Raw genomic sequence first — 22,839 nt, 5'->3', positions numbered from 1 at the left:
GTTCGCTAACGGCCAGCCTCGGCTTCGAGCGAAGACGATGAGTCCGCTCCAACCGATCCTGCTCAAGCTCACTCATCGCGGCTTAGAACGAAGCCTCACGCCTTCGCCCGTGCTGTCGCTCGCGAACGTGAACTCGATGTCGCATTCGACTTCGAGATATTGCCGCAGGGTCTTCAGCACGGCTTTGCGGCGCGGGTCGAGCCGGTCGGAGGGCGCGGCGGTCTCGAAGGTTGCGATTGCCTTGCGCGACACGCCTGCCTGCTGCCCCAGCTCGGTCTGGCTCAGTCCGAGCAGCGCGCGCGCAGCTCGAAGCAAGGAAGGAGTCAGCAGGTGGTCGTCCATCGAGCCGTTGTTTCTACGAGGCAGAATGTATCGTTTTCCTCTTCAGGCTGCCGAGGCGGGTCGGACAACCATGACCGACGCGTAGAATCCTCCGTCTCCTGTTAACCAGACGTTAAGGTTAGCAAAATCTTTTTGAGATTTCGGTGACAATTTGTCCCCAAACTCAAAAATCTGTGCTATTCATCCCCCACGCACCAACCGGGACAACGACTGATGGTGGACTACCAGAAGCATCTTCGTAGCGCCGCCTGGCGGGAGAATCGTCGCCGTGCGCTCGCGGCCGCGGGCCATCGCTGCCTGCTCTGCCCGGCAACCGAGGAACTCGAGGCGCATCACCGCACCTACGAAAACCTCGGCAACGAGCGCGAGGGCGACCTGACCGTGCTGTGCCGCGAATGCCACGAGGTGGTGACGAGCATGCTGCGCGCGCGCAAGTACGCTAACAAGCCTGCCTCGTACGCCGACATCGTCCGCAGCATCGCCGAGGCGGCGCCGCTCTTCGATCCCAGCGACGGCGAGGTCTGATCATGGCGGTGGAGACGATCACGCTGCGTCTGGTCGGCGTCGGCCCCATGCTGATGCACTCCAGCAGGCTCGCCGACCCGTTCGACCCCGGGGCGAGGGCGCTCAAAAAGCTCACGGGGAAGCAGCACAAGACCGACGCCGACCATCACCGGATCGCGGAGCTCGAATTCTTCGGATCGCTGTGGCTTCACGAGGGCCGGCCGTGCCTGCCGCCGGCCGCGATCAAGGGCGCGCTCGTCAACGGCGCCAAGACGGCCCGCAAGGGCAAGGCGACCAAGGCTGCCTTCGTCGCCGAAGGTCCCGCGGTGCTGGAGTACGACGGCCCCAAGACGGTCGAGGAGCTCTGGAAGGACCCGCGCTTCCGCCATCGCGAGATCGTGCGCATCGGCGAATCGCGGGTTGCGCGCACTCGCCCGTGCTTCGACGGCTGGAGCGCGACCATCCGCGGGTCCTTCATCACCACCATGCTCAACCGCGAGGACGTCGTCGGCTACTTCCGCATGGCGGGTCCCTTCGGCATCGGCGACCACCGTCCCGATTTCGGTCGCTTCCTGATCGAGGAGTCGCAGCTCGAATAATTCTTGGCTTGGCTCGACACCCCGAGGCTAGGCGTGGTCCGGCACGGCGTGACGTGACGGGTCGTGTCCCGCCGAGGCAGGGCAGGGTCCGCCAAGGACCCTCCCTCGCCTAACTTTCTCAAATCTTTCCTTCGGCATCACGCGCGGCCCTTCGCGCGAACGACGGAGCTTTGCCCGATGAACAACCGCGAACATTCGAGCGGCGAGGCGTTGCCCCCGGTGCTCGTCTACTGGCGGACGAAGACCGCCGAGTCCTTCGACGAATGCGCGCGGGCCGAGGTCGCAAGCTTCGTGGCCGGCATCTCCGCCACGATGCCCGAGTGGCGTGCGGCGATCCGTGGTGATGCGGCTGCGGCCGTCGGTCTCGTCGTCGGTCGGCGCATCCCCCAGCACATTGGCCTGCGCGTTGACCTCAGCATGACGGTCCTCCTGGCGCGTGCTTTCTTCGACCCCGCGGCCGCGCTGGTGTTGTCGCACACGATCGCGCGCATGCCGATCGAGCAGCGCGAACGAGCGCGCCTCTCGGCGTCCTGGTCTATGCATCGGATCTGGCTGGGCAGCCGCCGCGCGGGACCGCGGGTCAAGAGGGCGCCGCAGCGGCGGAAGGGAGACGCGTCGTGATCCTGCATCCCATGAGCGACTTGGATGCCGGCCGTGGTCTAGACATTCAGAAGGCGACGAGCATCCCGCGTGCTATCGGGGCCGGCAACGGCGAGACGCCGTCTTTTGGTGGCAATGGCATTGGCCCCATCGAACTGCGCGCTTACGGCGAGGCTTGGCGCGATGCCCGACAGTTCAGGCGGGACCTCGGTGACGGCGCCAATCGACTGCGTCCCGCCCAAGCGAGCGGATTCGCTGGCCTGATGCGGTCGTCGGCCGACGACGACGAGACGGGCTTCGAAGATAATACGAGCCGCGAGGGATGCCCCCCCAGCCCGGTTCGAATTGCTGCGGCGTTGTTGCTCGCGCGAGCCTTCGACGCCGCGCCGGACGCAGCGCGCGACTTGGTCTCCGGTTGCGCTCCCGTGGTCGTTGATGTCGCCGACGGCACGATGCTCGAAGCACTTAAGGGCTTGTGGAGCGGCGTGTTCTTCGACGACGCGGCGCGGATGATCGACCTGGTCAGGACCGCTCCCGGACGTCGCAGGGGCCTCGACGGGGCCTACGTCGTGTTGAAAGAGCCGCTCAAGGCGTCCGCTAAACAGCGGCTCGAGCGCGTCGCCGCCGACATGTGCGGTTACGCGCTGCCGTTCGTGGCGTTCTCGCCCGACGGCCGCACCTGCCTGCCCAAAGTCTTGAACGAGGCGGCCCGGCACCGCATCGTGTTGCCCAAGCTCGATCCGGCGACGGTGGCGCGCACCATCCGAGCCGTCACCGGCGTGAGGACTGCGGTCCACGCGCCGGCGGCGACGTTGCGCGACCTCAGTGTCGGCGACCTCGCGGCGGCGATCCGCTTTGATAGGACACCGGAAGAGTGCATCGGCGAACTGCGCCGGCTCGCTGCCTCGAAGACCGCCGAGCGGCCTTCACGCGGGCTGGTGCTCTCCGAGATCCACGGCATGGCTGGCGCGCGCGCATGGGCCGACGATGCCATCGCCGATCTCGCCGCCTGGCGCCGCGGCGAGATCCCATGGGATGCGGTATCGAGTGCCGTGATGCTCGCCGGACCGCCCGGCGTCGGCAAGACGCTGTTCGCGGAGGCCTTTGCACGTAGCGCGTCGGGCGAGGATTCGAAATCCGGCCTGCCGCTGATCGTCTGCTCGTACTATTCCTGGCAGGCGGAGGGGCACCTCGGCGACTTCCTGGCCGCAATGCGGCGCGATTTCGCCTCCGCCCGGGCGCTGGCCCCGTGCGTGATGCTGCTTGAGGAGTGCGACAGCTTCGTCGACCGTCGCGGCGTCAAGCACGCGCACTCCGACTATGTCAGGAACTGCATCAACGCCCTGCTTGAAGAGGTCGATGGGGTACGCCGGCGCGAGGGCGTGTTCTTGATCGGCTGCACCAACGAGGTCGAGGCCTGCGACCCCGCGCTGCTCCGCGCGGGCCGCTTCGAGAACGTCGTCCGCATCGGTCCGCCCAGTGCCGAAGAACTCGAGAGGATCTTCCGGGTGCGGCTGAACGGCGATCTCGCGGGTGCCGACATCTCGGCCGTGGTGATGTCGGCGGCCAGCATGACCGGCGCTGACGCGGAGCGTGTGGTCAAGGACGCGCGCCGGATCGCGCGCCACGAGCACCGCCAGCTGCAGCTCGACGACCTCCACCGTGCCGTCGTCGGCGACGGCGGCATCTCCGACGAGCAACGTTGGCGGACCTCGGCCCACGAAGCGGGGCATGCTCTCATAGATGTGCTGCGCTTCGGCGCCGACGGCGTCGTAGCCAACACGACGCGCACGGGCGGGCGACTTGGGATGTCGATGCGTACCGGGATGCCTGTGTTCGACGGCACTGCGACCGCTTATCGCTTCAGACTCGAGGTCGTGCTTGCCGGCCGCGCCGCCGAGGAAGTCCTGCTTGGCGCGGCATCCCACGGGGCTCAGGATGACCTTGCTGAGGCTACCAGGTTGAGCTGCGCGATGTTGGGCGGACTGGGACTGTCGGGCCCGTCGCCCTTGACGCATCTCGGCGACCTGCGTCGGGCCGAGGAGTTTCTCCGCTATACCGACATTCGTGCAGCGGTCGGCATCGAGCTCGCCGAGGCGGATCGCACCTGCCGCGAACTGCTGGAGGCCAACCGGGCCGTGTTGATCGCGGCCGCGCGCCGGCTCTTCGAGCGGGGAAGCCTCGCCGGAGCCGAGATCGCCGCGTTGCTTGAGGCCGAGCGATCCGCGGCTGCAAACGTGGAGGCACCTCGGGGCGAACACGATGGGTCGTCGTTGGGCGAGCAGGGCGGGACCGTGATCACGTTTCCGCAGCTCCGTACTGATTGAACTTGTGAACAGCGGATGTGAAGTCCCATACCCGACGGACTGACGGCGGTCAAAAGGAATAGATCGGGAAGGCCCCTGGGCCGAACGCATATTGCGGCCGTCTTTCCTATCAGCGCTCAACGAGATTGCCGATCGCCGCGCTCGATCGCGGATTTCTTCACGGCTGGCCTCGAGGCGAAGAAGTGAAGACAAAGAGCCACGAAACAGCCGCTGATGTCGCAACGTATCGCGCCATAGACTTGATTTATCACTCCTACCTGACTGGCCTCATTCTCAAGGTGTCGTCGCAAGCGGGGCCGCAGCGCGCAGCAGAAATCGTATTCCGCACCTTCCGCCGTCAACAACTGGCCCGCTTCCTTCCCGGTCTGAAGAAACTCGGGCTCGACGATCTGCCGAACGCGGTGGCCTGCGCGCAGTACCACTACCTGTCCAATCAGGTCGGCGGCGTCAAGGTCGAGTACGTCTACGCAAACGGCAGAATGGCTCGGGTCCGGTATCCGCCGCCGCGGTGGATCTGGTCGGGTACGACGATCTGCGGGATGCTTCCGACGTATCGCGCGCGATGCTACGGGGTAGCACGCCAACAACGGCGTCGTTCTCGGCAATCCGCGACTGGGCTTCGTCTGCACCGGCCAGACCGTCGACGGGCAGCCCGGGTTGAAGGGATACTACAAGGAGTGGGACCACGACCTCACTCCCGAGGAGCGGCTCCAGTTCTCGCCGGGAGAGCGTTGTCCGGCCTTCGATCCGGAGCGTGCGCCGAAACTTCCCGAAAATACTTGGCCCGAAGAACGCCTGCTCAAGGTGCTTCGCAACTACTCGATGGAGTATATTACTTCGATCGTCCCGGAGACCGTCGCCGCTCTCGGTCCGGACGAGGGCGGGCATCTAGCGGGTGCAGCGGCCAGGCTGGTCGGTATGCATACTTTCGACGAAGTCGCCGCCCCACCTCGGCGGCGTCGAGCCGGGCGCTCCCGGCTTCGCGAAGGCGTTCGCGCGGATCGCGCGCGGGCAGGGCGACGATGCCGAACTAAGCGAGGACGGAAACGCCTTCACCGTCCGTCAGACTTCGTGGCGTCTGATGTCGGAACGGGAGAGTCTCTCGCCCTCGGTGTTTGACGCCTGGAACGAACTCTGGGTCGGCGCCGCATTGGCGCACGACCGTTTCATAGAATCGACGTCACCGAGCGGCGGGATCGGGGCATTGCATATTGGGCATGGCGCTTCTGCTAAGCGTCGTTGGCTATCCCAATTTGTCGAGCGCGCCGGCAGCCAAGGCCTCTCGGAGCATAATTTTCTGGACCTTGCCCGAAGCCGTCAGCGGAAACTCGGTGCAGGCGAACCAGAGCGTCGGTGATTTGTGATGCGCCATTGCGCCACGGCAGTGCTCTATCAGGTTTTCCACGCACCCGGTCGCGTTCGGTGACAGGCGGACGACGGCCGCTACGACCTCTCCCCACTTTTCATCTGGTGCCCCGAACACGGCGACATCCGCGACGTCAGGATGCCGCAGCAGGCAGGCTTCAACCTCGACCGGATGGATGTTCTCTCCGCCGCGGATGATCATGTCGTTCAGCCGGCCGGTAACCCGCAGGTTCCCCTGCTCGTCGAGTGTGCCAAGATCGCCTGTGCGGAGCCATCCGTCAGTTGTGATGGCCTGGCCTGTGTCTTCGGGCGCGTCAAAGTAGCCGATCATCGTCTGATAACCGCGGACCTGAATCTCGCCCTCCCTGCCGACCGGTCGTACTTTCAGATCAGCCGGATCGGCGATCCGCACCTCGACATTCCAGAGCGGCTTTGCGACAGTGTGGACGAGTTCTTTCTTAGGGTCATCGACGCTGGTCTGCGCTGCTGACCGCGCGCGCCGCGCAAGAGGCCATCCGGCGTGCCAAGGCACACGGCATCGCCGCCGTCGGGATTCGCCTGGCAATGCCGATCAAACTTGAGGTGGCCAAGTCAATCCGGCCAGCGATGGTTTGTTCACAGCCGCGGAACAGGGGAACAAGCCTCAGCCTCACTGTTTGCGAATCCCTGACCCGTGCTAACCGCCAGGAACGGGCAGGCGGGCGACAGGATTTCCTCCTGGCAGGAGCGATGTCGATGTTCATGACGAAGGAAAGACGACCGGCGATCCGGACGCGTCTCGGCTGGGCGATCCATGTGCTGCAGGAGGCGGGCGCCATCCATGAATGCGAGGAGCACGGCTGGGCTAAAGACCAGGCCGACCCTCATGCGCGCGAGCACGCAATGGATATTGCCAGGCAGGAGCCACCGGAGGGCTTGTCTCCGGATCAGGCGGTCGCCGAAGTCCGCGAAGTGCTGGATTCGATCGGCGATATCTGCCCTGAGTGCCGGCCGGATTGACCGAACCGACAGCTCGACTGGTAGCTTTGCGGCTCTCGGGGACTCACCTGCAGGGCCTTAACTCTCGATCAGATCCTGTGCAGGAGCGTCATCTCGGCCGCCAGTTGGAAGCTTCGTTTTCCGGCCAGCGCCGTCGCCTCCCAATTCGCGCCGTTGGCCTCGCAGCGGCCCGAAAAGCCAATGCCCACTTCGTACCCGCCGAAGATCGCGTCCCGAGCCGCCGTGTGTTCCTGGTTGACGATTTCACCGCGCCAGCGGTTATTCGCAGAGGAGTAAGAGCCCAGATAGTAGAAGAAGGCGTCGCCGCCCAGCATACGGCCGTCCTCGAGCAGCATCACACCCGTCAGTCCGCCTTCAATACCATCAAGCGCGCGGATGCGAAGCCCGTAAAGGCCATTCGGGATGCCGCCGTTGCCGACCTTTCCAGGGGGCGGCAACGACTCCTCATCCAAGTTGGTCATCACCGCATGCATCACTTGATCAGGGAGCCGGACCGGAGAGGCGTCGAAATGATAGGAAGTGCCAACCGCACGGCCGCGCAGGATCAGCTCATCATCGTCCGCACCATAAAGCTGCCGCACCTCGGAATTCAGGGCATGGCGCTGTCCGGCTACGCGACCGACGATCACGCCGTCGATCTCTTCGTAGCTTCCGACGTGGGCGAAAGCTGAATTTCCCCCCAGCATGCGGCCGCCGCGCACATGCATGACGCTACGGTTCAGCACGGGGCCAGCGCGATACTCGCACTTGTACAAACCGTCAAACAACATCCTAACCCCGCTGTGCGTACGTATATAGCCAGTCAGATGGTACGCGAAAAGGCGGCTGGTAACTCAAGAGCAAATCGCCGCTTCGAGGCTCGCGTTGATCATGCCTTTTCGGGTGGGACTCATCTTGCTAGGAGCGAATCCTCGAAGCAGGCAAGCAGGCCGGCCGGCCCGGGATACATCTCGACGCATCCGGCTTGTCGCAGCGACTGCTCCGTGAACCCGCCACAGAGAACGCCGATCGTACGGATACCGGCTTTCCCTGCCGCTTCCGCATCGTACGGCGTGTCTCCGATGGCGACAGCGTCGGCACCTTCGAGTCTTAGTTTCCGGAGCACGACCTCGAAGATGTCCGGCGCCGGCTTGGACTCCTCGGCGTCTTCCGACGAGGCGGTGACCTCGATCAGATCGGTGACGCGCGCGATGTCGAGGTACTCGGCGACCTCGTCCTTCTTGGCCGACGAACCGACGGCGATCCGAACGCCGGTGTCGCGAACGCGCCTGAGGAGGTCCGGGACCGCGGTGAACGGGCGCACCAACGGCAGATATTCGCTCTTGAACCGTCGGCCGCGCCATTCCTCCAGATCCTTGCCGTGGTCCCGCTGCGCGTCGTCGGTCAAAAAGTGCGGAATTAGTTTGTCGCCGCCTTTGCCGATCTGGCCCCGGGCCTGCTCGAAGCTCACGTCATGGCCGAACTTGACCATTGCTTCGTGCCAGGCAAGCGCATGCAGATCGACCGAATCTATCAGGGTCCCGTCGATGTCGAAGATGGCTGCCTTTGGCATCATGTCTCTCCTGGGCGCGCCTGCCCTAGCTTCGCGTACCATTCAGCGTACAGCGTGTTCTTCGCCATGTGGCGGTTGAGATCCGGCGATCCATCAGTCCACCAGACGGGACCGCGTTCTCCGAGGGTTCTCTTGGCTTCATCCACGGCGCGATGGGCCGCCGCCTCAGCTTCCGGATCTTCGCTGGCCTTCGCGTCCCGAACCCCTCGCCTGGCGGTCATCAACCGCTTCGTCAGCTTCGATCTCTCGGCCTCATCCAGGTCCGGATTGGACATCCGCCACAGCCGACCGCGGACGACGAAGTACCGTCCATCCGGAGTCACCGGATGCTTCATGCCGATTTCCGCCGCGCCCCCGAGGCAGGCTTCTTGGCCGTGGCCTCCTTGGCCGGCTTTTTGCCGGCGATCGGCATCAGCATCTCCTTCTGGCCGGCCGCCGCCTTCCGCGGCTTCTTGGCGGCCTTGCTCGCCTTCGCCGGCGCGGCTTCCTGACCCACGCTCCGACGCAGCGCCTCCATCAGGTTGACCACGTTGGTCGCCGCCGGCTTGTCCTTCGGCGTGATCGCCTTGCCGGCGCGCTTCTGGTTGATAAGGTCGATAAGCGCGGTTTCGTAGTGGTCCTCGAACTTGTCCGGATCGAACCGTCCCGCCTTCTGATTCACGATGTGCTTGGCGAGATCCAGCATGTCTTTCGTGACCTTCACGTCTTGTATCTCGTCGAAATATTCCTGCTCGCTGCGCACCTCATAAGGATAGCGCAACAGCGTGCCGACCAAGCCCTTGTCCATCGGCTCGAGCGCGATGATGTGCTCACGGTTGGTCAGCACCACGCGACCGATGGCGACCTTGTTCATCTCGCGGATGGTCTCCCGGATCACCGCGAAGGCGTCATGCCCGACCTTCCCGTCGGGACGGATGTAGTAGGGGCGGATCAGATAGCGCGGATCGATGTCGGACCTCGCGACGAACTCGTCGATCTCGATGGTGCGCGTGGACTCCAGCGCGATCTCCTCGAGCTCTTCCTTGGAGACCTCGATGTACTGGCCCTTCTCCAGTTCGTAGCCCTTGACGATGTCCTCGTTCGACACCTCGTCGCCGGTGTCCGCATCGACTTTCACGTATTTGATGCGGTGGCCGGTCTGCCGGTTGAGCTGGTTGAACGAGATCTTCTCGCTCTCGGACGTGGCAGGATAGAGCGCCACCGGGCAGGTGACGAGGGACAGCCGAAGGAAGCCTTTCCAATTGGCGCGTGGGGCCATGTACGCAGAACTCCGGTTCGATAGGCTTTGATTCAAGACGAACGAGCAGGACCAGTTCCGACATGCGGGACCGCCATCCCCCGAATTCGTCCGGAGGCCGCCGCCGCGTGATGGGCATCAGGATAGCGGGCTTGACTCCTGCGAACGAAACGGGAACATAATCGCATTAGCGCGATCTCCAAGCAGAGCGGCCCCGCCCGCGACGATCTCAAGACCGCCGCCGAACAGGCGATCGCGGCCTGCCGCGGCGACGCCCGGGAGGCCGTGAAGGCCCTGATCGTCGCCAACGACTTTCTCGAGACCCAGCTCGACGGGCTCCGGAGGAAGGTCTCCACCGGCTACGCCCGGGGGCGGCTTCCAGGGGCGGGCGAGCGCAAGGATGAAGCAGATGTCTGAGGTGACTTACTACGTCGCTCTGCCGTTCGTTTTCTCCGACGACGGGGTGGCTGCCGGCGAGCCGGCCGAGTGCCTGAGCGCCAACGCGGCCGTGATGCGGGCCGAAGCCCTCCGGGGCACGCCGGCGCCATCGCGTTCTCGCGGACGGGCGACCCGTCCAGCGGTGACTTCAGCGACGCCAGGCTGATCCGCAAGTTCGGCGATGTGCCCGACGATTTGAGCGCGCTGTGAAGCTGGACTGGATTCGTAACGAGATCACCCGCATGCGGGGACAGATCCGCGCCCAGGAGCGAGAGATCCGGATGCTGCAGCGGGCCGGAGTGGCGACCGCGTCGGCCGAACTCCTGCTCACGCGCATGCGGGCGAAGGTCGATGACCTCTGTCGCGAGCTGGACGCCCTCCGGCCCGGAGGCACTGCAGCCACGGGAAATTGAGCTGGCTCAAAGCGAACCGCCCCGACAGGCGTAGAGTTGAAATTGTACCGAGCGGCATGAGCGCGCGCTCCGGTGCTGTTACGGTTGCGGAGACCCGGACTCCTAGGCAATCCCGGCTCCGCCTTCTATTTGCGACCGCAGATGCGACGTCGGCTCCGAGAGCGACGGGCGGGCAGGTTCGACGGAACGAAGTCCGGGACTGCGGGTTGGACGGCGAAGCATTGAACAGTTTCGAGAACGCGATCGGCCTCGGCAGCAATATGGCTGCCGAGGCCGATCTTCGTTTTGCAGCGGCCGTCCAGTAAAAGCCCCGCCGGCAGACTGTGCCGCGGAACCCGCGAAATTCGATCGGCGTTGTCCCCGAAGATGAATTCGGGAGACTTTGCATGTCAGTGAGACTTCAGATCGCGGCGATGGTCTTCATGATGGTCCAAGCGGTGCTCTTCGGAGCGGGAATGGTCGCGATTCTGCTGACCTCCGCGCAATCAAATGCAATGACCGCAATCCCGGCGATGATCGCAGTTAGCTTCCTGGCGTCGGCAGCCATCGCGTGGCTGATCGCGCCGCGGCTTCGACAGCGCTATTGGCGCGCAAAAGGCAGCGACGGCGACGCGATCTCTGGCTGAGGTTTCCCGGCCATGGCCCTAATTATTCCTGCCAGGGGGAGGCATCTCCCAACTTGAGCAGGCTGACCGCGTGATCGCTCCTCCAGCCGAACGCACTTGCGTGCACGCCTGCGGCTTCGTCAGGTCTCCAGCGCAAGCCGGCGCCCCGGGGAGATCTCCCGGCCGAAGACCGGTGACACGGCCCATCGTCAGCGGTATGCTGTTCCAAAATCGGAACAAGCGTCAATGCCAGCGATATTGTTGGTCGGGGATCTTATCCGGATGATGGTCGCCGACATGGCGACCGATCTTGGGCATACGGTCGCGGCCGAAGCCGGCGACGTGAACAGGCCATGGAGTTCGCCGCGAATGCGAGCTTCGACGTTGCGATCCTCGACGTTCAGCTTCTCGATGGGAGCAGCCGTCCGCTCGCCGAACTGCTGGCGGCTCGGAACATTCCCTTCACCTTCGCCAGCGGCTATGGTCCCGAAGGCATTCCGGAGCGCTTCAGAAACCGCCCCGTCCTTCAAAAGCCGTTCGAAGCCGAAGAGCTCCGAAGATGCATCGAAGGATTGCTTTCACCGAAAATGGACTAGCGGCCAAGTACCGACTTCAAGTTTTCATGAAGAAATTCATCTGCGAACAGAACATCGCGAACTTCGAGAGGCTGCTGGCCGAGACCAGCGATGCCGCTCTGCAGCGCACGCTCATAGGACTGCTGGCCAGCAACAGGCGCGAGCTTGCCCTGATTGAAGCCGAACAGCATGGAGCTCAGAATTCGCCGGTCGGAAAGGCGCGCCGAAAGGTCGGCGACGGCTCCGAACTCCGGGACCAATTGCCGTCGGACTTCGATCGCTCGCCGCATCCCTACATGCTTCTGGACCCGGGTCCCGGCCTGCAGATCGTCGACATCAACCCAGCTTACGCAGAAGCCACGCTCACGGACCGGGACAGCTTGGTTGGTCGTTCGCTCTTCGAGGTCTTCCCCGACAACCCGGAGAGCCCCTCGCGGACGGAGTGAGCAACCTCTTCGTCTCCCTACGCAGGGTCGCGCAGACCGGTCGGGCCCACGCCATGGCCGTGCAGCGCTACGACATCCGCGATCCGGACGGATCGTTTGTCGAGCGTCATTGCAGCCGATCAACTCGCCGATCCACGATGACGATGGGCGGTTGGCCTTTCTGCTGCACCATGTCGAAGACGTGACGGATCAGGTGGGGTCTTGATCGCCGAGCGGCCGTCCGTTCCGAGCGCCGAGAACCTTGCCGGTCGTGGTGTTGACGAAGTGCAGCGAGGTGCAGGCCGGGCACGGCACCGAGACGTGGGTGTCCTCGGGCTTGCGAGCTTCCAGATACTCTTCGTCCAGCCGGACCTGAACGTTCATTTCCGTGCGCGGGCATTTGAATAGGATCTGGCGCTGCATGGCCTCAACATGCCCCCGCCCAGAGCTTCGCGAAATTGCGGAGGTTTACTTATGGTCCTCGCCGGAAGTTGAGCTGGGTCAAGGCGAACCGCACGGCCGGAACTAGGATTGAATCGCATCGGGCGCTACGGCGCCGATTGCGCGACGAGGCGAAGCCCGGACTCCTAGGCACTCCGGCTTCGCCTCTTGGCCGCTGCTGCGCCAAGCGACCGCTACCGAAGAGTCGGCTTCGAGAGCGGCTCCGCCGATTCGTTTGATGGAACGAAAGCCAGCACCGCGGGTTTGACGGCCAGAGACAAAGGATAGACGCAGCGAACATCGGCCTCGGCGCTCCCTTTCGGAAGCCGGGGCTGATTTGCATTCGAGCACGGGCAGCGACGATGCTGGATGAAGCTGACGCGGCAAACGGTTTTCTCTGGAGATGAAATGTCCCGCTTCATCCTTCGCTTCATCAAGCAGGTCCTCGGAGAAAAAGGGCAGAACGAGGAAGTCTGCCAGACCTCCGTCGAACTGGACGCGGGACAAGCGCTAGGCGGAGCAAAAAGCCAAGGACCGATTCTGCGAGATTCACGGCACGGACGACTGGTCCCTTCATGCTGACCGCCTGAAGGTGGATCCGGCCGATTTCCCCTCCTGAGCTCGGTCCGCGGAGGACCGATCGCTCCCCCTCTGAAGCGATGGAGACCTAGAATGCCGAAAAGCATTTAGACTTGGGGCCGTCGCGAGCCTGGTTTTCGCGAGCGCCGCACCTGCAGCGGCTGCCGAACCTCAGAACGGCAAGGACATCGCCACACGCTGGTGCGCAAGCTGTCATCTTGTCGATCGCAACCAAACGAGCGCGACCTATCAGGCGCCGCCGTTCGGCCAAATCGCGAGGACGCCCGACTTCAATCAGAACAAGCTGGCGTTTCTGCTGCTCATGCCCCACCCCAACATGCCGACCGTCGCGCTCAATCGCGCGGAAGTCGCAGACCTTGCCAACTATATCCGTTCCCTGAGGTGAATCCGGACGGCGGCTTTGTCCGGAGGCAGGAACGACGGCAAGAGCGTCTCGTTGGACACCAATGAGCGAATACCGCCGCCTACAAAGGCTTGTGGAAACGCAAGCGGCGCTGGCGTCCAATGCGGAGACTCGCAGGGCGCTGGAGGAGATCGCGCGGGACTATCGAAGGATGGGCGAAGCGGAGGAAGGTGATGCTCCCCGAGCAGCGATCAGCCGTGAGCCGATTAGTTCGGACCGAGCTCTATGATCGCAGCATCCGAAATTTGCTGCGGATCTCGCACGCCGCGCCGGCCGATCTCGATGATCTTCATGGCGACGAGCTCAGTAACGGGGTCGTTGCGGTCGACCAGACCGTGCATCTTCAACGCGTGTTCATAGGCCCAAACGAGATTGGCGGTCTCCTCGGGTCCAAGCGGCAGATCTTGCAACAGGCGATAGATGGCCATCGCTGGCTCCCCCGAGCCTACCGCGTATCATCGGCCGCCAGAATGCGCGAATCCTTGAGCTCGCGGGACTACAGATCCCACGGGGTTGTCGGACAGATGACGCCCCCGCCGCGTTGAGCAAGCGAAGCGGTGTCATCGGACAGGTTGCCGAGGCCGTCCGCTTCTGGAACTTTCGCGCCTATTTCGGTTCCTCGGTGCGGTACCCGGAGGGATCGATGTACCGGTAATAATCGGGATCGTTCCAAGAGGCAACTTGTCTTCGGGCGCGCTTTCGCCGGCGATGTCGCCATGGAGATGGGTGCCGACGTGGGCGAGGTTGAAGGATAGGCAGACCGCCTTTTGCTGGAAGCGGATCCTCGCCGAAAGCATCGGCCGACATCTCACTTCCCGCCCAGTAGTTTTCCGGTCGTCGTGTTGAGGAGGGCAGCCTCGCGCAGACTTGGCACTGCACGGCGACGTACGCGTCACCGCGACCGGATTCCGCTTCCGGGGGCATTCCAGTGCTGGACGGGTGTGCGGGCGACTGGGCAGGTGAAGACGAATGCGCTCATGGAGGCCGATCCGACTGGACTTGCTGCGTATGACTTCCGACACTGCTTCGCTTTGAGATAGCTCAATCGAAACTTGGTTCGCGACCGTCCGACCGATCGTGAAGAAATCGTTAAAATCAGAAGTAGTATTGCATCGCTTTACAGTCACCAGGTTGCGCCAAGTCAACGACTGGAGCGCGTCTCGGTGAAAGGCTGACGGAAATCGTCAACTGCACCGATCGGACCTAACCATGTCGCGTTTCCTCTCCCGACTCCGCATCTCCACCAAACTTGTCGGCGCTTCCATCCTGGGGATACTCTTCGTCGCGGCGATGATCGTCAATCAGACCGTCGGCAACGCGACCGTCGAACGAGGCATCTCAAATGCCATCGACCAACAGGAGATCGCCAGACTTGCATTCGAGACCAAAGGCGAGGCCCGCCGCATGCAGGTGTTCGTCCGAGACCTTCGCCTTGCCAAGAGCGAGGCCGACACCAAAGCGGGCGAGGACCGATTGGCCGCCGCGCGCGAGGCTGCCTCGAAGCTCGCAGCAGACATGTACAGACGTTCTGCATCCGCCGAAAACAAAGGCAGGATCCAGGAACTTCAGAGGCAAATCGACGCGTATGCCGCGGTCGGAGGACGCGTGGCCGTCAACCGTCACAAGATGATCACCGCACAAGCCTCGGCACGCATGTCCGAAGTCGGTGCACTCGAAGAGGAGGTAGCCGACCTCGCGCGCAACGGCACCCTCCCGGTGTCGGCCAAGATCGACGAAGTAACGGATAAAATCGTCGAGTTCGCATCTGCGCGGGCGGAAGCGGATAAAGCCGACGTGATTTCAGTCATAACGTCCTCTGGAAGGACTTCCGCGCTGGTCGGCGGAGCCGCGATACTGGTTCTGATCGGAGCGGGACTAATGAGCGTCTTCGCGGTCTCCCGTCCGATCGCGTCGATGGTCGCGGCCATGAAGGAGCTCGCAGGCGGAATATTGTCGGTCTCCATCACCGGTCTGGATCGCGGCGACGAGGTCGGTGACATGGCGCGCGTGACCCAGGTCTTCAAGGAAAATCTGATCGAGACGCAGCGTCTGCGGGCAGAACAGGCGGAAGCAGAAGCCAGGTCCATCGCCCAGCGCAAGCGCGACATGGAACAGTTCACCACGTCCTTCGAAGATACCGTCGGCGGCATCATCTCGCGCGTGTCCTCCAATTCCGCAAGCCTCGAGCAGGCGGCGTCCGCGCTGTCGAATACGGCATCCTCGACCCGCGAACTGTCGACGACGGTCGCCTCCGCGTCGGAGGAGGCGTCGGCCAGCGTTCAATCCGTGGCGGCGGCGACGGAAGAGATGGCGGCGACAGCTGCCGAAATCGGCCGGCAGATCGAAGAATCGTCCAGAATAACGCGTGAGGCCGTTTCCAAGGCAAGCACAACCGACCAGTCGATGGTGAAGCTTTCGGCTGCGGCGGACAAGGTCGGCGACATCGTCGGCATGATCACTGCCATTGCCGAGCAGACCAATCTGCTGGCGCTCAACGCCACCATTGAAGCCGCACGCGCCGGCGAAGCCGGGCGGGGGTTCGCGGTCGTGGCATCCGAGGTCAAGGAGCTTGCCGCCCAGACCGCCAACGCCACCAAAGAGATCTCGGGGCACGTCTCGGAGATCCAGTCCACAGCGTCCGGCGCCGTCGTCGCGATCAAGGGCATCATGGCCACGATCGACAACATGTCGGAGATCACCGGCGCCATCGCCGCCGCGGCCGAAGAGCAGGGCAACGCCACGCGGGAGATCTCTCGGAACGTTCAGCAGGCCGCCGTCGGCGCGACGCAGGTCTCGTCCGGCATCGTCGAGGTCCAGTCCGGGGCGACCGAAACCGGCGCCGCCTCCGCGCAGGTGCTCGCTTCCGCCAAGTCGTTGTCAACCGACGGTCAGCAGCTCAAGCAGGAAGTCGACGGCTTCCTCGCGAAGGTGCGGGCGGCATGATCGCACGGTTGCGATTTTCCGATAGACTAATTCGCGCGTGATTAAGCTAGGCCGGGTATTTTTCGTCGCGTTGCGCGCCCATCTGACGGATACTTTCCCATGGCAGACATTCTCGAGTTCTCGACGCGGCGTGGCCCGTCTACGACTTCGTTGGAGTTGACCTCGCTGCTGGGCGCAGTCGGTAGCGCCCAGCAGCGAACCGTTGAAGAGCTCGGAACTCTCGTCGACGGCCTCGAGAGGGCCGCGGTCAACTTCCTACTGATCGACGGCCTGAGCCCCATTTTGCGCGCCTCGTTAACGGCGCAGGCGCACCTTATGGAGTCCGCGCGCGTGCAGCTGCGCGACCTCCAAGCATTGGCCGGGCGCGACCGGTCGGCCGTCTCCTTTACTTGATCCTGTTCCTCGAACTTCAACGGCGACCAGTCATGCGCAAGAATCTGCCAGTCACCGACGTCGAATATCAGCTTCACGATGACACCATGATCGTTTCGAAGACCGACGCGAAAGGCCGTCTCACCTTCGTCAACGATCAGTTCATCGCGGTGTCGGGCTTCAGCGAGGATGAGCTCCTCGGCAAACCACACAACATCGTGCGTCATCCTGACATGCCTCCCGAGGCGTTCGAAGATCTTTGGGCGACCCTGAAGGCCGGAAAGCCCTGGGCGGGGGCGGTCAAGAACCGGCGCAAGGATGGTGGATTCTACTGGGTGCTGGGCAGCGCGACCCCAATATGGGAAGCGGGCCAGATCACGGGCTATATGTCAATCCGGACAAAGCTCGCCCAGGATCAACGCGAGGAGGCCGAGCGCGTCTATGCCTTGATCAACGAGAAGAAGGCCGGCAGGTACCGCGTGTCCGCCGGCATCATTCGCCGTCGTTCTTGGACGGACCGGCTTTCGCCGTTCACGGCGACGCTCCGAGCGCGGCTGACGACGATGATCGCGCTGCAGGCCTTCTTCGTGGTCGCCATCGGCGCGGCAGGCCTTGTGTCGCTGAAGGACGTCAACGCCGGGATGAAGACGATATACGAGGACCGGACCATACCGCTGTACCAGTTGTTCCAGGTGAACGACGGCCTGAAGCAGACGACGACGCTGATGTATGAAGCCGTCTCGCTTGCCAAGAGAGGCAAGCCGACGAACGATATTCCTAAGCGCATTGTCTCGAATAGGGAGGTCGCCGCGAAATATTGGTCGGAATACTTGGCGACCTATCTCACGCCGGAAGAAAAGAAACTGGCCGATTCCTTCGAAGGAAGGAAGCAGATCGCGGCCTTGCGCCCGCGGTCAAAATGCTTGAGGAGCGACGGTTTGACCAACTCGAAGTTTTCTTGACCGACCAGGCGGTCCCCGCTTTAGCCGCTGCCCGCACCGACATGGAAGGACTGATTAAGCTACAGGTCGACGTCGCGAAGGACGAGTTCGAGGCGGCCCAGGCACGCTATGGCTGGATGTTCTCCGGCGCCATCAGCGTCCTGATCGCGGCGCTGTTCGCGGGCCTTTGCCTCGGCTGGCTGATGATGGGCGCCATCGGCCGGCCGGTTCGCCGGCTGAAGGATGCGATGGAGCAGATACAACAGGGAAACTACAACAGCCGCATCGTGGTCGAGCGCGACGACGAACTCGGACATTCGCTGCGGGACGTGCAGGCGATGCAGTCGAAACTCGGCTTCGACCTCGAGGAGCAGCGGACCCGCCGCACGATGGCTGAAGAGGAGAAACGTGAAGCCCTGCAACAGATGGCCGCGACCGTCGAACGCGAGACCAATGCGGCCGTCGGCGAAGTCGCTACCCGCACGGAGCATATGGCTTGCAACGCTTCGCAGATGAACGAGAGCGCGGCATCCCTCGGCAGCAATTCGAGCAGCGTTGCGGCGGCCGCGGAAGAGGCCTTGGCGAACTCGGAGACGTTGGCGAAGGCCGCGACCGCTATGCGAGCGTCGATCGAGGAGACCGCCTCCCAAGTGCAATCCTCGCGCAACCTTACGATCGAAGCGGTCTCCGCATCTCGAAGCGCTCAAGATACGATCTTCAAGCTCTCGGATGCCGCCACGAAGGTAAGCACCGTGACCAGCCTGATCAGCGAGATCGCCGGCCAGACGAATTTGCTGGCGCTGAACGCCACCATCGAGGCCGCCCGCGCCGGCGATGCCGGGCGCGGCTTCGCGGTGGTCGCGTCCGAAGTCAAGAACCTGGCCGAGCAGACCGCGAAGGCGACCAGCGAGATAGCTCAGCAGATCTCCGAAATGCAATCCGCGACCCAGCATTCGGTCTCGTCGATCGCGACCATCGGCAAGGTCATCGAGGGGATCGAGACGCTGTCCTCCTCGATCTCCGACGCCATGGAGCGGCAGGACGGCGTGACGTCGGAGATCGCGCGCACGGTGGAGGAGTCCGCCCAAGCCGCACGCGAGGTCGCGACGCAAATCGTTAAGGTCTCCAACGAGGCGGCCGAAACCGGCCGTCGCGCTCACGACATCCAGGCTGGGTCCGCCGATATCGCCGACAAGGTTGCCGGGCTGAGATCGATCCTGGTCCAAGTGGTCAGGACCTCGACTGCCGACGTCAATCGGCGCATACACGATCGGATCGACCTGAATCGTGACGCAACGTTGGAGATCGCCGGTGTTGCCGTGCGAGCGCGGGTGCTAAACATTTCCGAGGGGGGAGCCCTTTTAGAACAGGCGTTTGATCCTCAAAAAATCGGACGTCCCGTGACCATGCTAATCGACGGTCTTTCGGCCCGACTGACCGGCGTTATCGGACGACTGGAAGACGGTAGCACAATGATAAAATTCCGCCGCCTTACCGAGGCCGCTGAAAAGATACTCAAAGATGCCATTCGGGAGCGTGATGTCGCCGCTTAGTAAGGAGGGCGCGCGGGCTAGATTTCAGGGGGACCACGTAAAGGTTCGCCCGTTGTTTTCAAAGGCTTTCGGTTTCTCGGCTAACCTGTTGATTTTATTGAATCTGTTTTGCCGATTGCTCCGGGCGGCGTCTTAGACATCATGGAAGATCGCGGGGCTTCTGGCCAAGCAGTCGAGGCGGCAGCGGAAGAGGTAGTCGACGAGCCGGTACCGCCGCTGCGGCAGCCGACCGACCGGGCACTGCGTCGACGTCAGCGTCGAGAGCGCCGCCGCGAAGCGAGGGATCGCGCCCGGGCGGCCTCTTGAAGATCATCAAGCGGGCGGCGACCATCGAATCCTTGCTCGGTGGCTGGATTCCTTCGGCACCGTATATTTTCGCGCCGATTTCCAGGACCGCATCATCTGCCTGATGTGCCCATTTTCTTGCCTGCTCCAGACATCTCCAATGCTTTCGGAACGAGCCGCCGCCCGAGACGTTGCTGCGATGGAAGTCACTACCTGTGGGCTTCTCTATCGGAGGAAACGCCATGAAGTTGATCGTCAGTAGTTTCGCGCTTGCGCTTGCCCTGACCGGTTCGGCTGCCGTTGCTCAAACCACCCAGTCCGGTGCATCTGGAGCACCCAGCGCTCAGAGTTCAGGAACGGGGATCGCCGGCCAGCCGGGCAACAAGAACGGTCCGGCGGCGAAGCCCGGCGACACTGTTGGAGCGTCGAGCGGAACGAATACCGCGGTGCAGCAGCAGGACACGTCCAACATCAAAGGTCTGCCGGGTAACAAGAGCGGGCCGGCCGCCAAGCAGCCGAGCAAGTGATTAAAACTGACCAAGCGGCGCTCGGCGAGAACCGCTTGGCGCCGCCGTTAGGGTGATCTCAGATCCCGCACTTTGCAGGCGAGAACGGTAGCAGCGAGTGCTGCTCCCACAACGTTGGCGCAAACGATCACCCGGTCGCCCCGCATGAAGCCGTAGATGATCCAAAGGATCAGCCTTCCGGACTTGAGGAATGTAGGAAAGAGACGCGAGTGTGGCTGCGAGCCCGCCCAGATAGGGTGCGAATTCCATCATGGCCGATGGGCCTGCCTGCCGAGGACTCCCGAGTTGACCTTGTAGAAGTAGAGGGGGCGACTCTTTCGATGAACCTCCAAGCGCCAAGTTGCTCCGGGCTCGATGTCGCGCGCGAAACGCTTGGCCTCGTTTAACGCCGCGGCGCCGTTGGCCAAAGTCGGCCCGTCGCCGTCCTGGAACGATTGAGCGCCCTGAACATGCAAAAAATATCGCGGCATCGGGGGCGAACGTGGAGATCAAGATGCCGTTCCTAGGCGACCCGGCTCCTCAGGTATCGTTCTTCGAACTCGGCAATTCGCGCAGTTCCTTCAGATTCAGCGCCGTCACCGAACGCTCCTCCCATGCCAAAGCATTGGATTCCTTCCCATCACGTCCTGAAGCTACCAAGCCGGCCTGGATCGTCATTTCGTCGGCAATTTTGCCAGTTGCGCAGCCAGCCTATCCTTGGTTAGCGGCTTTTGCAGCACGGCAAGGGGTTCGATGGATTCGGCTCGGGCCAACGTGGAGGGATCTGTATTCGCCGTCACAAAAATCGCCTCGACCCCGTACCGTGAGCGGATTTCGAGCGCGGCGGCGATGCCATCGACTGGACCGATTAGCCTGATGTCCATCAGGACGACGTCCGGTCTTTCTTCGCCCGCGATCCGGATCGCCTGTTCGGCAGAAACTGCGGTCCCCACCACCGTATGGCCTAGGGACGCGACCTGATCCTCGGCGTCCAGAGCGATGAAGAACTCGTCCTCGACGATCAGCACCTTCAGTTTGTTCGCGTCCACATTTACCCCTGCAAAGGTTGGTGATCGGTCCGTCGGACGATGTGGTCAGCAGGTATCGTAAGCTCCCACCTCACGCCCTGCGGCGTGAATTCCAATTTCGATGATCCGTTTAGCGCGCGCGGAACGAGATCAGTGATCACGCGATGGCCGAATCCTTCCTGTTCCCTGCGCGGAGGTGGGCCGTCGTGTTCGCTCCAGATGACCCGGACCGAACTGTCCTCCAGCGCCTGCCAAACCACCGCCAAGCGTCCAGCTTCGTTCGACAGCGCACCGTATTTCGACGCGTTCGTTGCGAGTTCGTGGAGTGCAAAACCGACGTTCTGAACGGCTGTCGTGTCCAGGAAGATGTCCGGACCGTAGATTCGGGCACGAGGCCCCACCCCGAAGAGCTCGAGGTGGGCATGCACTAAGTCGCGGAGCCACGCTCCTCGCCAGTTCTGACGGAGAAGAAGGTCCTGCGACTGTGCCAGTCCAAGGATACGGCGGTCGAACTTGCCAATGAATTCGTTAACGGTGGCGCTTTCGCGAGCAGTCTGCAGCGCCATGCCCTTGACGACGGCAAGCTGGTTCTTGGCACGGTGAACGAGTTCGCGCATGAGAAAATCAGAGTGTTGGGCGCGCTCGTTCAATTCCGCCGATGCCTTTGCCAAAGTGTCGATGAGAACGTTCGCTTCGACGAGCGAGGTTCGGCGGGCGTGCACGTCCTCGCCCCGACCAACGGCTGCCGCCGCGTGTGTGGCTTCATCGAGAGGCCGTGCCATGAGCCTGGCGAACACGTAGGCAAGAGACCCGCTGAGGACGAGCGCCACTGCGACCAGTATAACGGCGAAGAATAGACTCCGATCGTAAGGCTCTTGGGTGTGGGAAAGGGGGACGGTCGCGGATATGAACCAAGGCGCCCGCTCAGACATGGCGGTCGCACGCAAGATACGCTCTCCGGCAATATTGACGGCCGGATAGACGCGCTCGGCGTTTCTCGTCTGCTCGAACAGCTCGGCCGGCAAAGGTCTGCCTACGTATTCGTCCTGTTGCTGGGACCGGGCAATGACATTGCCATCGCTGCCCGTCACACCCGCGAGCCATGCCGGATCAAGCCTGACCTCGGCCAGAACATCGGCGACGAATGCGGCCTGGAAGGACATGATCAGCACGTAGCGGACGCGCTTTTCGTCGTCGAACACCGGCACTTCCACGTTGAAGACCGGCAGACCGTTGACGGACCCCTTGAACAGGTTCGATATCTGGGGCTTTCCAGTGTCGATAACCCGCTGCGCCGTGACCGGGTCGGAGGTGGGCGGCAGCTCGGCGCCGTAGGGTTTGAGCGTGTCGACGAGCTGTCGATACGCGGTGTCGATCAGGACGATCGCGGCTTTCTTCGGCTTCAGCGCGAGAACCGCTTGCTGGTGGAATGCGCCGAGATTGCCGCTGCGAAGCTCGGATGATGTCGCCAGCGTTTCGAGGGTCACAAGCGCTCTGTCTAGCTCCCTATCGACGACGAAACGGAGATTTTGAGCGATCTGCATGACGCGGCGCTCGATCTGCGACTGCTCGATGGCTGCCATTCGGTTCAGGCCGAAAAAAGAGACAGCAAGGACAGGAAGGATCAGCGCGAGGGCGAACAGCGTGAGATAGGTGCGCAACCGCCGCGGTCGGGCCCCTCGAGTTTCGGAAGAAGAAGTCATCAGTCGGCCATCGGCGTGCGAACTGGGACGGCCGTCCCAGGCTTTCGCCGCCATCCGTCAACCTGGAAGCCGCTATGAGCGTT

The 22,839-nt window shown here is 63.0% G+C and carries 29 protein-coding genes and 1 pseudogene; 17 read left to right on the top strand and 13 right to left on the bottom strand.

The window, feature by feature from the left end:
• Positions 1 to 72: 72 nt before the first annotated feature.
• Positions 73 to 342, bottom strand: coding sequence for a helix-turn-helix domain-containing protein (locus QRQ56_RS31290; RefSeq protein ID WP_438745182.1), 270 nt, complete (start codon positions 340 to 342; stop codon positions 73 to 75).
• Positions 343 to 555: 213 nt separating this feature from the next.
• On the opposite strand from QRQ56_RS31290, the gene QRQ56_RS31285 reads away from it, so the two are divergent.
• From QRQ56_RS31285 to QRQ56_RS31270, 4 genes are all read left to right on the top strand, one after another.
• Positions 556 to 867 carry an HNH endonuclease gene (locus QRQ56_RS31285; RefSeq protein ID WP_438745181.1) on the top strand — a complete coding sequence of 104 codons (312 nt, stop codon included), beginning with the start codon at positions 556 to 558 and terminating at the stop codon, positions 865 to 867.
• A 2-nt stretch (positions 868 to 869) separates the two neighbouring features.
• A complete protein-coding gene (locus QRQ56_RS31280) occupies positions 870 to 1,445 on the top strand; it encodes a hypothetical protein (RefSeq protein ID WP_438745180.1) in 576 nt (191 codons plus the stop codon).
• A 177-nt stretch (positions 1,446 to 1,622) separates the two neighbouring features.
• A complete protein-coding gene (locus QRQ56_RS31275; RefSeq protein WP_438745179.1) occupies positions 1,623 to 2,066 on the top strand; it encodes a hypothetical protein in 444 nt (147 codons plus the stop codon).
• Positions 2,063 to 4,372, top strand: coding sequence for an AAA family ATPase (locus QRQ56_RS31270; protein WP_438745178.1), 2,310 nt, complete (start codon positions 2,063 to 2,065; stop codon positions 4,370 to 4,372). Before QRQ56_RS31275 ends, QRQ56_RS31270 begins: the two co-directional genes overlap by 4 nt.
• 1,243 nt (positions 4,373 to 5,615) lie before the next feature.
• On the opposite strand, the gene QRQ56_RS31265 is transcribed toward QRQ56_RS31270, so the two are convergent.
• A complete protein-coding gene (locus tag QRQ56_RS31265; protein WP_438745176.1) occupies positions 5,616 to 6,269 on the bottom strand; it encodes an AMP-binding enzyme in 654 nt (217 codons plus the stop codon).
• A gap of 203 nt (positions 6,270 to 6,472) precedes the next feature.
• Between QRQ56_RS31265 and QRQ56_RS31260 the strand changes: the two genes are divergently transcribed.
• Positions 6,473 to 6,736, top strand: coding sequence for a hypothetical protein (locus tag QRQ56_RS31260; RefSeq protein WP_438745175.1), 264 nt, complete (start codon positions 6,473 to 6,475; stop codon positions 6,734 to 6,736).
• A gap of 68 nt (positions 6,737 to 6,804) precedes the next feature.
• Here QRQ56_RS31260 and QRQ56_RS31255 read toward each other — a convergent pair whose 3' ends face one another.
• From QRQ56_RS31255 to QRQ56_RS31240, 4 genes are all read right to left on the bottom strand, one after another.
• Positions 6,805 to 7,506 (bottom strand): GrlR family regulatory protein, encoded by a 702-nt coding sequence (locus QRQ56_RS31255; RefSeq protein WP_438745174.1) that lies wholly within the window; start codon positions 7,504 to 7,506, stop codon positions 6,805 to 6,807.
• Positions 7,507 to 7,625: 119 nt separating this feature from the next.
• Positions 7,626 to 8,288: an HAD family hydrolase gene (locus QRQ56_RS31250; RefSeq protein WP_438745403.1), complete on the bottom strand. Its 663-nt coding sequence runs from the start codon at positions 8,286 to 8,288 to the stop codon at positions 7,626 to 7,628.
• On the bottom strand, positions 8,288 to 8,623 hold the full coding sequence (locus QRQ56_RS31245) for a hypothetical protein (protein WP_438745173.1): 336 nt from the start codon (positions 8,621 to 8,623) through the stop codon (positions 8,288 to 8,290). Before QRQ56_RS31245 ends, QRQ56_RS31250 begins: the two co-directional genes overlap by 1 nt.
• Positions 8,620 to 9,546 (bottom strand): Ku protein, encoded by a 927-nt coding sequence (locus QRQ56_RS31240; protein WP_438745171.1) that lies wholly within the window; start codon positions 9,544 to 9,546, stop codon positions 8,620 to 8,622. Before QRQ56_RS31240 ends, QRQ56_RS31245 begins: the two co-directional genes overlap by 4 nt.
• Positions 9,547 to 9,810: 264 nt before the next feature.
• Between QRQ56_RS31240 and QRQ56_RS31235 the strand changes: the two genes are divergently transcribed.
• The 6 genes and pseudogenes from QRQ56_RS31235 (at position 9,811) to QRQ56_RS31210 (ending at position 12,002) form a co-directional block, all read left to right on the top strand.
• Positions 9,811 to 9,942, top strand: a complete 132-nt coding sequence (locus QRQ56_RS31235) for a hypothetical protein (RefSeq protein WP_438745169.1) — start codon at positions 9,811 to 9,813, stop codon at positions 9,940 to 9,942.
• A pseudogene (locus QRQ56_RS31230) lies at positions 9,935 to 10,173 on the top strand (hypothetical protein). The gene QRQ56_RS31235 and the pseudogene QRQ56_RS31230 overlap by 8 nt, the downstream one beginning before the upstream one ends.
• A complete protein-coding gene (locus QRQ56_RS31225) occupies positions 10,170 to 10,376 on the top strand; it encodes a hypothetical protein (protein ID WP_438745167.1) in 207 nt (68 codons plus the stop codon). The pseudogene QRQ56_RS31230 and the gene QRQ56_RS31225 overlap by 4 nt, the downstream one beginning before the upstream one ends.
• A 386-nt stretch (positions 10,377 to 10,762) precedes the next feature.
• Positions 10,763 to 11,002, top strand: coding sequence for a hypothetical protein (locus tag QRQ56_RS31220; protein WP_438745166.1), 240 nt, complete (start codon positions 10,763 to 10,765; stop codon positions 11,000 to 11,002).
• Between the two features lie 332 nt (positions 11,003 to 11,334).
• Positions 11,335 to 11,577 carry a hypothetical protein gene (locus QRQ56_RS31215; RefSeq protein WP_438745165.1) on the top strand — a complete coding sequence of 81 codons (243 nt, stop codon included), beginning with the start codon at positions 11,335 to 11,337 and terminating at the stop codon, positions 11,575 to 11,577.
• A 26-nt stretch (positions 11,578 to 11,603) separates the two neighbouring features.
• Positions 11,604 to 12,002 (top strand): hypothetical protein, encoded by a 399-nt coding sequence (locus QRQ56_RS31210; protein WP_438745164.1) that lies wholly within the window; start codon positions 11,604 to 11,606, stop codon positions 12,000 to 12,002.
• A 189-nt stretch (positions 12,003 to 12,191) separates the two neighbouring features.
• On the opposite strand, the gene QRQ56_RS31205 is transcribed toward QRQ56_RS31210, so the two are convergent.
• Positions 12,192 to 12,365, bottom strand: coding sequence for a hypothetical protein (locus QRQ56_RS31205; RefSeq protein ID WP_438745162.1), 174 nt, complete (start codon positions 12,363 to 12,365; stop codon positions 12,192 to 12,194).
• A gap of 766 nt (positions 12,366 to 13,131) precedes the next feature.
• On the opposite strand from QRQ56_RS31205, the gene QRQ56_RS31200 reads away from it, so the two are divergent.
• Positions 13,132 to 13,407, top strand: a complete 276-nt coding sequence (locus QRQ56_RS31200) for a c-type cytochrome (protein WP_438745402.1) — start codon at positions 13,132 to 13,134, stop codon at positions 13,405 to 13,407.
• 224 nt (positions 13,408 to 13,631) lie between these two features.
• Here QRQ56_RS31200 and QRQ56_RS31195 read toward each other — a convergent pair whose 3' ends face one another.
• Positions 13,632 to 13,853 (bottom strand): hypothetical protein, encoded by a 222-nt coding sequence (locus QRQ56_RS31195; RefSeq protein WP_438745160.1) that lies wholly within the window; start codon positions 13,851 to 13,853, stop codon positions 13,632 to 13,634.
• Between the two features lie 781 nt (positions 13,854 to 14,634).
• Between QRQ56_RS31195 and QRQ56_RS31190 the strand changes: the two genes are divergently transcribed.
• The 5 genes from QRQ56_RS31190 (at position 14,635) to QRQ56_RS31170 (ending at position 20,046) form a co-directional block, all read left to right on the top strand.
• Entirely contained in the window at positions 14,635 to 16,368 is a 1,734-nt protein-coding gene (locus QRQ56_RS31190) for a methyl-accepting chemotaxis protein (RefSeq protein WP_438745159.1), read from the top strand.
• A gap of 99 nt (positions 16,369 to 16,467) precedes the next feature.
• Complete coding sequence (locus QRQ56_RS31185; RefSeq protein WP_438745158.1) at positions 16,468 to 16,761, top strand: hypothetical protein; 294 nt, start codon at positions 16,468 to 16,470, stop codon at positions 16,759 to 16,761.
• 32 nt (positions 16,762 to 16,793) lie between these two features.
• Complete coding sequence (locus QRQ56_RS31180) at positions 16,794 to 17,702, top strand: MCP four helix bundle domain-containing protein (protein ID WP_438745157.1); 909 nt, start codon at positions 16,794 to 16,796, stop codon at positions 17,700 to 17,702.
• Positions 17,699 to 19,234 carry a methyl-accepting chemotaxis protein gene (locus QRQ56_RS31175; protein WP_438745156.1) on the top strand — a complete coding sequence of 512 codons (1,536 nt, stop codon included), beginning with the start codon at positions 17,699 to 17,701 and terminating at the stop codon, positions 19,232 to 19,234. The genes QRQ56_RS31180 and QRQ56_RS31175 overlap by 4 nt, the downstream gene beginning before the upstream one ends.
• 527 nt (positions 19,235 to 19,761) lie before the next feature.
• Positions 19,762 to 20,046 carry a hypothetical protein gene (locus tag QRQ56_RS31170; protein ID WP_438745154.1) on the top strand — a complete coding sequence of 95 codons (285 nt, stop codon included), beginning with the start codon at positions 19,762 to 19,764 and terminating at the stop codon, positions 20,044 to 20,046.
• 47 nt (positions 20,047 to 20,093) lie between these two features.
• Here QRQ56_RS31170 and QRQ56_RS31165 read toward each other — a convergent pair whose 3' ends face one another.
• The 5 genes from QRQ56_RS31165 to QRQ56_RS31145 all read right to left on the bottom strand — a co-directional run bounded on the left by QRQ56_RS31165 (position 20,094) and on the right by QRQ56_RS31145 (position 22,714).
• Positions 20,094 to 20,192: a hypothetical protein gene (locus QRQ56_RS31165; protein ID WP_438745152.1), complete on the bottom strand. Its 99-nt coding sequence runs from the start codon at positions 20,190 to 20,192 to the stop codon at positions 20,094 to 20,096.
• 102 nt (positions 20,193 to 20,294) lie between these two features.
• Positions 20,295 to 20,516: a DUF6894 family protein gene (locus QRQ56_RS31160; protein WP_438745150.1), complete on the bottom strand. Its 222-nt coding sequence runs from the start codon at positions 20,514 to 20,516 to the stop codon at positions 20,295 to 20,297.
• 49 nt (positions 20,517 to 20,565) lie between these two features.
• Complete coding sequence (locus QRQ56_RS31155; protein ID WP_438745148.1) at positions 20,566 to 20,703, bottom strand: hypothetical protein; 138 nt, start codon at positions 20,701 to 20,703, stop codon at positions 20,566 to 20,568.
• Positions 20,700 to 21,074 carry a response regulator gene (locus tag QRQ56_RS31150; protein WP_438745147.1) on the bottom strand — a complete coding sequence of 125 codons (375 nt, stop codon included), beginning with the start codon at positions 21,072 to 21,074 and terminating at the stop codon, positions 20,700 to 20,702. The genes QRQ56_RS31155 and QRQ56_RS31150 overlap by 4 nt, the downstream gene beginning before the upstream one ends.
• 2 nt (positions 21,075 to 21,076) lie before the next feature.
• Positions 21,077 to 22,714, bottom strand: coding sequence for a sensor histidine kinase (locus QRQ56_RS31145; RefSeq protein ID WP_438745146.1), 1,638 nt, complete (start codon positions 22,712 to 22,714; stop codon positions 21,077 to 21,079).
• Between the last annotated feature and the right edge of the window lie 125 nt (positions 22,715 to 22,839).

This window comes from Bradyrhizobium sp. U531 (genome assembly GCF_051710265.1).
GTDB lineage: Bacteria > Pseudomonadota > Alphaproteobacteria > Rhizobiales > Xanthobacteraceae > Bradyrhizobium.
The sequence above is the reverse complement of the archived record's forward strand: the minus strand, read 5'-3'. Positions and strand labels throughout refer to the sequence as shown.